This is a genomic window from Serratia liquefaciens ATCC 27592 (assembly GCF_000422085.1).
Classification (GTDB): domain Bacteria; phylum Pseudomonadota; class Gammaproteobacteria; order Enterobacterales; family Enterobacteriaceae; genus Serratia; species Serratia liquefaciens.
In genome coordinates, this window is record NC_021741.1 from 1,996,741 (window position 1) to 2,008,735 (window position 11,995).

The window sequence follows — 11,995 nt, forward strand, 5'->3', positions numbered from 1 at the left end:
CGGTTCTCCGAATGGGCGTATCAGGATTTTAGCGGGGAATGGGGCGCGGGGCAGCGACCGGCAGCAGGTTATAACATGCTGCCGCCGGGGGAGGGATTATTTTAATTACAAAAGCCGGGATCAGGGTTGATGATAGATTTCCAGCCCTTGTTGGCCGCTGGCCCCCTGATGGATGATCGCCATCAGCGCGCGCACCACTTTTGACGGATTATCGTGTTGATACACATTGCGGCCGTACACCATGCCGGACGCACCCTGTGCCATCAGCGCCGCAGATTTCTCCAGCACCGCGCCCAGTTCACCTTTACCGCCGCCGCGGACCAGCGTTGGGCAACGCGCCGCTTCAACAATGCGGTGGAAATCTTCCACCCGTTCGGTAGGGTCGGCTTTGATGATGTCGGCGCCCAGCTCACGCGCCAAGCGCACCAGCGGCACCATTTTTTCGACGTCGCCCAATGAGCCGTAAGCCGACCCTTGACCGGCCGGCGCCATAACCAGCGGTTCGACCATCAGCGGCATGCCATAGCGATCGCAGGCATGGCGCAGGCGGCCGATGTTTTCCACGCACTGGCGGAAAATGCCCGGTTCATCGGGGATCAGGTACAGATTCACCACCACGGCCGCGGCATCCATCTGCAGCGCGGCGAGGATCGGCGCTTCCGGATTATGCAACACCGCCCACATTTCACGGTGACGCGCAGCGTTATAAGCGTTGCCGACGTCAGTACGCATCACCAGGGCCGGTTTATCGCGTTGCGTCGAGCATTGCAGCAAATCCGCCTGGCCGTAGTTCACCTGAATGGCGTCGGGGCGGGCGACGATCAGGCTATTCATGACCCGTTCAATATCTTCCAGACCGATTAAAAAATCCGGTTCATTGGCAATGCCGTGATCAATCGCCACGTCGAGGCACTTGCCGTTATTGAATAGCCGGTTCATCCGTACCTTACTGCTGAGCTGCATGTCAGATCCTCCTGAAAACACATGTCCATTCAGTATTGTCGAGTAAACCGCGGGATGAAACCGTGGATCCACAAACTGCGCGCTCGCTCGCATATTTACTGAGAGAACTCCTCGCGTTTTTTCATCGCGGCAGATCGTTTCTCGTCGCTGAACGCACTAAAGGAACGCGTACGCTGATGGCTTTTGCGCCATTTGTTAGATCCGTGTCATGTTTTTGTTACTTGGTTATTCCAAAACGCATGTTTCGCTTGTTTGGGTTAAAAAGTTTCAATAATCTCAATTTTGAAATAAACATTTGAAAGTTACGATATGACGTAACGAGTTAGGCAAGGGTTTTATTTCAATTGATTGTTTTTAATCTATTTTGAGACATTGATCAAAATTTCACACACTGCCAGAAGACGGAAGAAAAGCGGTAAATCTGCCGTATCAAAGGGATATCACCGACCGGATTGTTGTTTGAATGTAAAAAATATTTTTCATTAGCTGTCAAATCAACAGGCCTCTTCACTCTAACGATTAAAGGGTACAGAACATGAAGCTGAAGAAACTGATCGTTACCTCGGTATTGATGTGCATGCTGCCGGCCAGCGTATTGGCAAAAGACATCAAAATCGGCGTTTCAATGGCTTATTTCGATGACAATTTCCTCACCATCCTACGCCAGTCCATGCAGAGCAAAATGAAACAGGACGGCAACGTCAGCGGTCAATTTGAAGATGCCAAAGGGGACATCGCCCAGCAGATCCAACAGATTGAGAACTTCGTCAGCCAGGGCGTCGACGCCATTATCCTCAACCCGGTCGATACCCAGGGCGTGAAGCCGATGATCAAACTGGCGGAAAGCGCCAAGATCCCGCTGGTGTTCGTTAACCGCCGTCCGGAAGTGACGCTGCCTGCGGGCATGGCCTACGTAGGCTCAGATTCCAAACTGGCCGGTAAGCTGCAGATGGAAGAGTTGGCCAAGCTGATGAACGGCAAGGGCAACGTGATGATCCTGATGGGCGAACTGTCCAATGAAGCGACCCGCGACCGCACCCGCGGCGTGGAAGAGGTGGCGGCCAAGTATCCCGGCATCAAAATTCTCGACAAGCAAACCGCCAAGTGGGGCCGTAAAGAAGCCGTCGACATTACCACCGACTGGGTGCTGACCGGTCAGCAGATTGATGCCATCGCCTCCAACAATGACGAAATGGCCATTGGTGCGATCCTGGCGCTGAAACAGGCGAAGAAGAGCGGCGTGCTGGTAGCTGGCGTGGATGGGACTCCGGACGCGCTGGAATTCATCAAGAAGGGCGATCTGGCATTGAGCGTATTCCAGGATGCTAAAGGCCAGGGCGAAGGCGCGGTGCAAACTGCCATTCAGCTGGTTAAAGGCGAGAAGGTGGAAAGCAACGTCCTGATCCCTTATCAGCTGATCACCAAGGCCAATTATCAGGAATTTGCCGACAAGAACAGAAAATAAGCGTTAAAGCAGCGCGGTTATATCCATTGCCGTATTTATCCGACACTCGACGGTAAATACGGCAGGGATGCATTGACGAACGGCGGAGGTTATCAGTATGTATCCTTATGTTCTTGAGGCTGAAGGCATCAGTAAGCAGTTTCCCGGCGTGAAGGCGCTGGATAAGGTCTCAATTAAAATCAAACCAGGCAGCGTGCACGCTTTAATGGGCGAAAACGGCGCGGGAAAATCCACGCTGATGAAATGTTTAATCGGTATTTATCACCCCGATGAAGGCACCATTAAAATAAAAGGCCAACCGGTGACCTTCAGCGACACGTTGCAGGCGCTGCATTCGGGCATTTCCATGATTCACCAGGAACTCAACCTGGTGCCTTATATGACGGTGGCGGAAAATATCTGGCTGGGGCGTGAGCCGGCGAAGCTGGGCTTCGTAAACCATGACCAACTGAACAAGAAAACCCGCGAGCTGCTGGCGCGGCTGAACATCAAACTCAAGCCGGAAACGCTGGTGGGTGAGCTGAGCATCGCCAGCCAACAAATGGTGGAGATCGCCAAGGCGGTGTCCTACAACGCGGACGTCCTGATCATGGACGAACCCACCTCGGCCCTGACCGAAGGCGAGGTGGTGCATCTGTTTGCCATCATTCGTGAGCTGCGTGAGCAGGGCAAAGGCATTATCTACATCAGCCACAAGATGGACGAGATTTTTGCCATCACCGACGAGGTGAGCATCTTCCGCGACGGCACCTTTATTGCCAGCGATAAAACCGAAAACCTGACCAAACAGTCGCTGATCACCATGATGGTAGGGCGCGAACTGACCCAGATGTTCCCTAAATTCAACAACAATATCGGCGAGGAAGTGCTGCGGGTGGAAGGACTGCGGCGTTCGGACTGGTTCCACGATGTCTCGTTCAGCGTGAAACGGGGCGAGATCCTCGGCGTCGCCGGGCTGGTGGGGGCCGGTCGCAGCGAAGTAATGGAAAGCCTGTTCGGCATGCACCCGGCGGACGGTGGCAGCATTTTTATCGAGGGCAAAGCGGCAAAGGTCGATTCGCCCTCAAAAGCTATTGAACTCGGCCTGGCGTTCCTCACCGAAGATCGCAAAAAATCCGGGCTGTTTTTGGTGCTGTCGGTGGTTGAGAACATGAGCATCGTCAACCTGTCGGAGTACATCGGCAAGAACGGGTTTGTCAGCCATGTGCAAATGGCCAAAGACTGCATGGAGCAGATCAAAAAGCTCAACATCAAAACCCCGACCATGGACCAAATCATCAATAACCTCAGCGGCGGTAATCAGCAGAAGGTGCTTATTGCCCGCTGGCTGCTGGCCCAGCCCAAAATATTGATCCTCGATGAGCCAACGCGTGGCATCGACGTCGGAGCCAAGGCGGAGATATATCGCCTGATCAGCGAGCTGGCGAACCGCGGCGTCGCCATTATTTTGGTGTCATCGGAATTACCGGAAATTCTCGGCATGAGCGACCGGGTGATGGTGATGCACGGCGGCCGTATTACCGGCATTTTGGATAAAGAAGAAGCGGATCAGGAAAAAATCCTGGCGCTGGCCTCTGAATAACGCAAAGGTGAACCACCATGAGTAATGTAAAAATTGAGAAGCCGCTTGCGGGTAAAGCGCCCCTGTTCTCTGGCCTGAGCGGCAAAATGCCGAAAGATACCGGCATCTTTATCGTGATGATCGGCATCGCGCTGGTCTTTGAAATCCTCGGCTGGTACATCCGCGATCAGTCATTCCTGATGAACCCTAACCGGCTGCTGCTGATCGTGTTGCAGGTAGCGATTATCGGCATCATCGCGGTGGGCGTGACCCAGGTCATTATCACCACCGGTATCGATCTCTCTTCCGGCTCGCTGATTGCGTTGACGGCGGTGGTGGCGGCCAGCCTGGCGCAAACCTCAGACAGCATTTCGCCGATGTACCCGGCGCTCCTCGACCTGCCGGCGGCGATCCCGATCGGCGCGGGGATCGGGGTAGGTATTGTTTGTGGGTTTATCAACGGCTTCCTGATCACCCGTACCGGCATTCCACCGTTTATCGCCACTCTGGGCATGATGGTGTCGGCACGTGGTCTGGCGCAGTATTACACCCAGGGCAACCCGGTCAGCTTCTTGTCCGACGGCTTCACTTCAATCGGCCAGGGCGCGATGCCGGTGATCATCTTCCTGGTGATTGCGGTGATCTTCCACATCGCGTTGAAGCATACCCGCTACGGCAAATACATCTATGCCATCGGCGGCAACATGACCTCCGCCAGAGTTTCCGGTATCAACGTCAATAAATACCTGGTGACGGTCTATACCATCGCCGGCGGTCTGGCCGGACTGGCGGGCGTGGTCCTGGCGGCGCGCGTCAGCAGCGGTCAGTCGAGCATGGGGATGTCCTACGAGCTGGATGCGATTGCTGCCGCGGTCATCGGCGGCAGCAGCCTGATGGGCGGCGTTGGGCGCATTACCGGCACGCTGATCGGTGCGGTGATCCTCGGGCTGATTAAAAGCGGATTCACCTTTATCGGCGTGGACTCCTATATTCAGGACATTATCAAAGGCGTGATTATCGTCGCCGCGGTGTCTATCGACATGCACCGTAACCGCAAAAAACACTGATTGCCGTAAATCTCCGCCGGTGCGGCTTGCCCGGCGGTTTTTTTTTACCTCAGGGGAATCACCATGAAATACCTAAAAAGAATCGTGCTGGTGGCGGCGCTTAGCTGTTCCACCTCGGTACTGGCGGAAACTATCGGCGTTTCGATGGCCTATTTTGACCAGAATTTCCTCACCATCATCCGCCATTCGATCGACAAAGAGGCCAAGGCGCGCGGTATTACCGTGCAGTTCGAAGATGCCCGTGGTGACGTTGGTCGCCAGACCGATCAGGTGCAGAGCTTTATCAGCGCCGGGGTGGACGCGATTATCGTCGACCCGGTCAACTCGGCGGGCACGCCTGCGATCACCAAGTTGGTGACCAGGGCGGGTATTCCGCTGGTGTATGTGAATCGTACGCCGGGCGACAGCACGCTGCCTTCCGGCGTGGTGTTTGTCGGCTCCGACGAGAAGCAGTCCGGCACCTTGCAGATGGAAGAGCTGGCGCGCCTGGCGAATTATCAGGGCAACGTGGCCATCATGATCGGTAACCTGACCGATGCCGGTGCACTGCAACGCACCAAAGACGTGGAGCAGGTGGTGGCGAAGTACCCGAAAATGAAAGTGGTGCAGAAGCAAAGTGCCAACTACTCACGCAGCGAGGGTATGGATCTGATGCTGAACTGGGTAACCAACGGCGAGTCCATTGATATCGTCGCGGCCAACAACGACGAGATGGCGATTGGCGCGATCATGGCATTGCAACAGGCCGGTAAAAAGGACAACAAAGTGCTGATCGGCGGAATCGACGCCACCCCGGACGGCCTGAAAGCATTATCTTCCGGCAAGATGCAGGTCACGGTCTTCCAGGACGCCGTCGGCCAGGGCAAGGCCTCGGTCGACGTGGCTCAGCGGATGATCAAGGGCGAAAAGCTGGAACCCTATTATTGGATCCCGTTTGAACTGGTCACGCCGGCCAATATGCAAAAATACGCGGCAAAGTAAGCAGAAAAGGCCCGCGGCAGCGGGCTTTAACATCAAAGCGCAGCAAGATGTTGTCGCACGATCTCGCGGCCGATCTCCAGTGAGGCGGTCGCCGCCGGGGAGGGCGCATTGCAGACGTGCAGCGAGCGGCGGCCCTTCACAAAATGAAAATCATCCACCAGTTTGCCATCGGCGGTCAGCGCCTGGGCACGAACCCCGGCCGGGCCGGGCCGGATATCTTCCGGTTGCAGCTCGGGGATAAGCTGGCGTGCGTTCTCGGTAAATAGTTTGCGTGACAGGGAGCGTCGAACTTCTGCCAGCCCCTCGCCAAGATAATTGCCGGCGATTTTCCAGAATCCTCGATAGCCGAGCACCTCGCTCAGATCCCGCAGGCTGAAATCGCATTTGCGGTAACCTTCACGTTTGAATGCCAGCACCGCATTGGGGCCAACGTCGCGCTTGCCGTTGTACATACGGGTAAAATGCACGCCGAGGAAAGGGAAGTCCGGGTTCGGTACCGGGTAAATCAGGTGGTTCACCAGATAGTTTTTTTCGTCGTTCAGCACAAAGTATTCACCCCGGAACGGCACGATCTTCATCCCGGTCTGATAGCCGGCCAGGGCGGCGATGCGGTCACTGAACAGGCCGGCGCAGTTAACCAGCCACTTGCCCTGATATTCTGCGCGAGGGGTGTGCACGCTGACGCCGTCACTGCTTTCAACGATGCCCTCAACCTGTTGTCCATAGTGGATCTCGCCGCCGCGTTGCTGGATCACTTCCGCCAGCTTTGCCGCCACCTCGCTGTAGTTGACGATACCGGCATCGGGCACCAGCAGTGCCTCAATACCGTTGACGTGCGGCTCACGCTCCTTTAACTGTGCCTGCGACAATCGGCTGACCGCCAGCCCGTTCTGTCGCCCGCGCTGGTAGATATTCTCCAGTAAAGCCAGCTCCTTCAATTGGGTGGCCACAATCACTTTGCCACATTGATCCTGATAGAGGTCATGCTCGCGGCAGAAGGCGAACATGCTTTGGTTGCCCAGTTTTGCCAGCCGTGCCTTCAGGCTGCCGGGTGTGTAGTAAATGCCGGAATGCACTACGTTACTGTTATGGCCACTTTGGTGGGCCGCCGGACCATTTTCTTTTTCCAGGATCAGGATACGCAGCAGGGGGTTCGTTTCCTGCAGCGCGTTGGCGACGCCCAACCCCACCAGACCTGCGCCGATAATGATCACGTCATGCATGGTTATCCTAACTCCTCATGGTCCAGGCGGCGCAATTTGCCGCGTACGTTGCTGAGATGGTTTTGCATAGCGGCAGTGGCTGCCGCCGGATCGCGAGCCTTGATTGCCATAAATACCCGTTGGTGCTCGTCGATCACCCGTTGGCGCTCGTCCTGACGGCCCAGGTTCTTGCTGAGTGAATACACCAGCACGCCGAGATACAATTCGTGCATGTTATCCAGGATCTGCACGAAAAACGGGTTGTGCGAGGCCTGCATAATGGCGCGGTGGAACAGATAATCCTCTCGATGACCAATCAAACCTTCGTCGAGGGTGCAGCGTTTGAAGTCGTTAAGGGCCAATTCAATCGCCCGCAGTTCCTGTTCGGTATGGCGCTCGGCGGCCATACACGCCGCCTGTTGCTCAATCACCTCACGCATTTCGAGCAGCGCTTCCACTTCATCCGGATCGGCTATTTCCAACACCAGCGGCTGGTATTTGCTCAGCAGGGAATGTTGTTCTACCCGATGGCCGCCCCCCTGCCGCGAGGAGATGATGCCGCTGACCTCCAGAATGCCGAGCGCCTCACGCACGGGCACCCGGCTGACGCCAAAGGCCTCCGCCAGCAGGTTCTCTGACGGCAGTTTTTCCCCGACGGGGAAGGTGCCGTTACTGATGCCTTCCTTCAACTGCGCCAGGACCTGATGAGAAGCTTTCTGGCGCGTAACCTTATTGATCATTTACAGCCCTCTGCGGATGACTCCGCCTGAAACGCAACAGATGCACGGACGCCGCAGTAACAATCAGCGCCGCGCCGCCCAAGTCGGTCAGCAGCCCCGGTTTAATCAGCAGGATAGCCGCAAAGGTAAACAATACCCGCTCCAGCCAGTGGGTTTTCATCATCCAGAAATTGGCGCTGGCGATCGACAGCGCATAAATCCCCACCAATGCGCTGATCACCATATGGATCACCGACAGCGCATTAAGGTCGTCGCCCTGCATCAGCAGCATCGGGTTATAGACCAGAATGAATGGGATGATAAAGCCCGGTAACGCCAGGCGCACGGCATCCCACGAGGTCTGCATCGGGTCGGCGCGAGCGATGCTGGCGGCGGTGTAACTGGCCAGCGCCACTGGCGGCGTGATGTTGGACAAGGCGCCAAACCAGAACACAAAGAAGTGCGCCGCCAGCGGCATCACGCCGGCTTTGATCAGGATCGGCGAAACGGTAACCGCCACCACGATATATAGCGCGGTAGAGGGCAGGCCCATACTCAGTACGATACACACCAGCATCACCACCAGCAGGATCATCCACAGGGTATTGTTGGTCATCGCGACGATATTAAACGCCAGCGTGGAGCCGATACCGGTCATGGTGACTACGCAGATGATTACCCCGATGGCGGCGCAGGCTATCGTCACCTGAATAGAACCGCGAGCCGCTTCGTTCAGCGCCTCGGCGATTTTTTTCGGCGTCATGCGTACGGTGGTATCGGGGGTGATCCAACTGGCGACGATGATCGAAATAATGCCGAGGAACCCGGCATAGATCGGCGTTTTGCCCAACAACAGGGTGCCGATAACGATGATCAACGGCAGCAACAGCAGGCCGCGCGCCTTCAGCACCGCTTTCACTTTGGGAATATTTTCTTTGCTGATGCCCTTCAGACCCTGCTTTTTAGCCTCCAGATCGATGGCAATAATCAGCGCCGCGTAATAGAGCAATGCGGGAATAATGGCGGCGATCACGATGGTGGTATACGAAATGCCGAGGAAGCCGGCCATGATAAAGGCGGCGGCACCCATGATCGGCGGCATGATCATTCCACCGGTGGAGGCGGTGGCTTCAACCGCACCGGCAAAGCGGGACGACAGGCCGATGCTTTTCATCAGCGGGATGGTGAAGGTGCCGGTGGTGGCGACGTTAGCCACCGCGCTGCCGCTCAGGGAGCCGGTCAGCGCCGAGGAGATCACCGCGACCTGCGCCGGGCCGCCGCGACGCCGACCGGCCATCGCCAGCGCCAAATCGTTGAACAATGCCGTGGCCCCGCTGACGCTGAGGAACGCGCCAAACAGGATAAATACCACGATTGCGGTGGAGGCGGTGGACAGGGTGATGCCGAAGATCCCTTCGCTGGTCATAAACAGCCGGTACAGCAGGCGTTCGAACGAGAAGCCGCCGTGGCCGAAAATGCCCATAAAGTACTGGCCGAACAGTGCATAAACGATAGCGAAGGTCGCCAGCCCGGGAATGAAATAGCCCGTGGTGCGGCGTGCGGCTTCAAACAGCACGCCGATGCCGATCACCGCCATCACGTAGTCGGTGGTATTGGGAATGCTTTTGCGCACCACGTGCAAGTCCAGATAGCTGGCGTAGAAATAGCCGTAGCTGACCAGCGTCAGGATAATGAACAGGTAGTCCCAGCGGTTGAATTTGCTGGTGGCGTGGCGGCGTGATACCGGAAACAGTATGAAGCCCAGGATTAAGATACCGCTGAGAAACGTGGTATTGCGATAAAACTCTTGGGTATTCGACAGCGCATTGGCATAAATGGCGTAAGCGGAAATCGCAATGGCCAGCACCGTGGCCAACTGCAAATAGATACCGCTCAGCGGGCGACTGCCGGCCCCGGCTTCTTTGTCCAGATCGACGGCATTTTGCGGCGACAGGTTGTTAGTGCTCATACGACCTCCTTATCGATTGACGGCAAGCGCTGCCGCTTCCGGTGGGATCAGATAGTCGGGCACGCTGACCCCGGCCTCGAGATAATATTTATAAGCACCGATATGCAGCGGCACAGAAACGCCTTTCAGCGCATTCTCCAGCGAAATGTATTTGGCCGCGCTGTGCACCTGATGCACTTCCGGCAGGTTTTCAAACAGGGTTTTGGTCAGGTCATACACCAGCTTTTCATCAAGGCCATTGAGCGCCACCAAAATATTGGGCTGGGCGATGGTGGAAACCGCCTGACTCTGCCGTGGGTAGGTATCGGCTTTAATATCAAAACGGAACCAGGAATTGGCGATGGCGTTGATGTTGGCCAACTGTTCATCGGTGACGTTGAGGATGCGTGAGGGCACGCCGCTGGCGAACATGTCGGTTACCGCTGCCGCCGGTACCCCGGCAGGCAGGGCGCCGCCGTCGAGTCGCCCGTCGCGCATGGCTGAAACGGTGTCGCCATAGCCCAGATATTCCGGCGTCAGCGATTTCTTGCTCAGGTTAACCCCTTGCAAAATGATCAGCGTGGACTGCTCGGTGCCGCTGGCCTGTGGGCCAACTGAGAAACGGCTGCCGGCGATGTCATTCAAGGTGCCGTCCTTGACTTTGTTTTCCAGCATCACAAAGTGTTCTACGTTCGGCCACAGCATCGAGATGGAACGCAGATGGCTGTAGGCGCGGCCTTCAAAGTTGCGTACGCCCTGGTAGGCTTCGACGGCGATCAGGCTTTGCAGGATCGCCAGCTGCGCCTCGTTTTTCTGCAGCAGATCGATATTCTCTATCGATCCCGCAGAGGATTGCCCGCTGACCTGGATGCCGTTCTGCTTCAGGCGGTTGCTCCAGACATTGGCCAGCCCGACGCCCATCGGGTAATAGGTGCCGCCGGTGGAGGCGGTGGCTACGGAAAGAAAGGTCTTGTCGGCATTCTCCACCTTGCCGGCGACCGCCAGCGCCGCGACGGCAGCCAGAGCACCCGCAGCCAGCAACAGCTTGATTTTTCTATTTTTCATTATTTTCACCCGAGGCTTTTGAAACAAATAGAAAACATTTACGCAAACTTGTATACAACATTGCAGCATTTATCACCTAACACGCATTGTTTGATTTGTGATCAAGGTGGGTGAAAAGCGTTCAAAAAATGGCGGGAAATGTGAGGGAGGATGGGATAACCCCGTGACGGTTGCCACGGGGGAAATGCAGATTACCAACCTTTAACGGCATCGCCCTTGTAGATTTCGGCGGCGCTGGCGGCAACTTCATCGGTCTGATAGGCCTTGATCAGATTCTTCACGTTTTCGTTGTTTTGGTTATCCACCCGAGTGGCGAAAACATTGACGTAAGGCGAATCTTTGTCTTCGACAAACAGCCCGTTCTTGGCGGGCGACAGACCAATTTGGCTGGAGTAGTTGGTGTTGATGATCGCCAAGGCGATCTGTTTGTCGTCTAACGCACGCGGCAACTGAGGCGCTTCAATCTCGACGATTTTCAATTTCTTCGGATTACTGACGATATCCAATGAGGTAGGCAGCAGCCCGACGCCCTCCTTCAGCACAATCAGCCCCTGTTTTTGCAACAGCAGCAGCGAACGGCCGAGGTTGGTCGGGTCATTGGGTACCGCAACCTGGGCACCGTCAGGCAGTTGGCTGAGCGACGTGATTTTTTTGGAATAACCGGCGATGGGATAAACGAAAGTATTGCCTACCGCCACCAGTTTGTAGCCGCGCTCCTGGATCTGTTTTTCCAGATAAGGCTTGTGCTGGAAGGAGTTGATGTCGAGATCGCCATTATTCAGTGCTTCGTTGGGCAACACGTAATCATTGAAGGTCACCACTTCCACATCCAGATCGTATTTCTGTTTGGCGATTTTCTGTACGGTTGCCCACATAGCCTGATCGATGCCGGAGCTGATGCCGACTTTGATGTGGTGGTTGTCTTGTTCTGTCGGTCCACAGGCAGTCAGCAGCAGGCTGCTTGTTACCGCCAGCGCCGCGGCGAGTTTTTTCAGCGTAAATGTCATTTCCCAGAGTCCTTGTC

General features: G+C 55.8%; 10 protein-coding genes. 4 read left to right on the forward strand and 6 right to left on the reverse strand.

What is annotated here, in order from left to right; all coding sequences use genetic code 11:
- Positions 1-120: 120 nt before the first annotated feature.
- Positions 121-963: a class I fructose-bisphosphate aldolase gene (locus M495_RS09355; RefSeq protein WP_020826396.1), complete on the reverse strand. Its 843-nt coding sequence runs from the start codon at positions 961-963 to the stop codon at positions 121-123.
- A gap of 535 nt (positions 964-1,498) precedes the next feature.
- Here M495_RS09355 and M495_RS09360 point away from each other — a divergent pair.
- From M495_RS09360 to M495_RS09375, 4 genes are all read left to right on the forward strand, one after another.
- On the forward strand, positions 1,499-2,428 hold the full coding sequence (locus tag M495_RS09360; protein ID WP_020826397.1) for a sugar ABC transporter substrate-binding protein: 930 nt from the start codon (positions 1,499-1,501) through the stop codon (positions 2,426-2,428).
- Between the two features lie 97 nt (positions 2,429-2,525).
- Positions 2,526-4,010, forward strand: coding sequence for a sugar ABC transporter ATP-binding protein (locus M495_RS09365; protein ID WP_020826398.1), 1,485 nt, complete (start codon positions 2,526-2,528; stop codon positions 4,008-4,010).
- A 17-nt stretch (positions 4,011-4,027) separates the two neighbouring features.
- Complete coding sequence (locus tag M495_RS09370; protein ID WP_020826399.1) at positions 4,028-5,056, forward strand: ABC transporter permease; 1,029 nt, start codon at positions 4,028-4,030, stop codon at positions 5,054-5,056.
- Between the two features lie 63 nt (positions 5,057-5,119).
- Positions 5,120-6,037 carry a sugar ABC transporter substrate-binding protein gene (locus M495_RS09375; RefSeq protein WP_020826400.1) on the forward strand — a complete coding sequence of 306 codons (918 nt, stop codon included), beginning with the start codon at positions 5,120-5,122 and terminating at the stop codon, positions 6,035-6,037.
- A 32-nt stretch (positions 6,038-6,069) separates the two neighbouring features.
- On the opposite strand, the gene lhgO is transcribed toward M495_RS09375, so the two are convergent.
- The 5 genes from lhgO to metQ all read right to left on the reverse strand — a co-directional run bounded on the left by lhgO (position 6,070) and on the right by metQ (position 11,978).
- A complete protein-coding gene (gene lhgO, locus M495_RS09380; protein WP_020826401.1) occupies positions 6,070-7,260 on the reverse strand; it encodes an L-2-hydroxyglutarate oxidase in 1,191 nt (396 codons plus the stop codon).
- 2 nt (positions 7,261-7,262) lie between these two features.
- A complete protein-coding gene (locus tag M495_RS09385; protein ID WP_020826402.1) occupies positions 7,263-7,979 on the reverse strand; it encodes a FadR/GntR family transcriptional regulator in 717 nt (238 codons plus the stop codon).
- On the reverse strand, positions 7,969-9,927 hold the full coding sequence (locus M495_RS09390; RefSeq protein ID WP_020826403.1) for a TRAP transporter permease: 1,959 nt from the start codon (positions 9,925-9,927) through the stop codon (positions 7,969-7,971). The genes M495_RS09385 and M495_RS09390 overlap by 11 nt, the downstream gene beginning before the upstream one ends.
- 9 nt (positions 9,928-9,936) lie before the next feature.
- Positions 9,937-10,971 carry a TAXI family TRAP transporter solute-binding subunit gene (locus tag M495_RS09395; protein WP_020826404.1) on the reverse strand — a complete coding sequence of 345 codons (1,035 nt, stop codon included), beginning with the start codon at positions 10,969-10,971 and terminating at the stop codon, positions 9,937-9,939.
- Between the two features lie 191 nt (positions 10,972-11,162).
- Positions 11,163-11,978 (reverse strand): methionine ABC transporter substrate-binding lipoprotein MetQ, encoded by an 816-nt coding sequence (metQ, locus tag M495_RS09400; RefSeq protein WP_020826405.1) that lies wholly within the window; start codon positions 11,976-11,978, stop codon positions 11,163-11,165.
- Positions 11,979-11,995 lie beyond the last annotated feature (17 nt).

Coding starts and splice junctions, on each gene's coding strand:
- M495_RS09355 (WP_020826396.1), bottom strand. CDS start 963: ATGCAGCTCAGCAGTAAGGTACGGATGAACCGGCTATTCAATAACGGC.
- M495_RS09360 (WP_020826397.1), top strand. CDS start 1,499: ATGAAGCTGAAGAAACTGATCGTTACCTCGGTATTGATGTGCATGCTG.
- M495_RS09365 (WP_020826398.1), top strand. CDS start 2,526: ATGTATCCTTATGTTCTTGAGGCTGAAGGCATCAGTAAGCAGTTTCCC.
- M495_RS09370 (WP_020826399.1), top strand. CDS start 4,028: ATGAGTAATGTAAAAATTGAGAAGCCGCTTGCGGGTAAAGCGCCCCTG.
- M495_RS09375 (WP_020826400.1), top strand. CDS start 5,120: ATGAAATACCTAAAAAGAATCGTGCTGGTGGCGGCGCTTAGCTGTTCC.
- lhgO (WP_020826401.1), bottom strand. CDS start 7,260: ATGCATGACGTGATCATTATCGGCGCAGGTCTGGTGGGGTTGGGCGTC.
- M495_RS09385 (WP_020826402.1), bottom strand. CDS start 7,979: ATGATCAATAAGGTTACGCGCCAGAAAGCTTCTCATCAGGTCCTGGCG.
- M495_RS09390 (WP_020826403.1), bottom strand. CDS start 9,927: ATGAGCACTAACAACCTGTCGCCGCAAAATGCCGTCGATCTGGACAAA.
- M495_RS09395 (WP_020826404.1), bottom strand. CDS start 10,971: ATGAAAAATAGAAAAATCAAGCTGTTGCTGGCTGCGGGTGCTCTGGCT.
- metQ (WP_020826405.1), bottom strand. CDS start 11,978: ATGACATTTACGCTGAAAAAACTCGCCGCGGCGCTGGCGGTAACAAGC.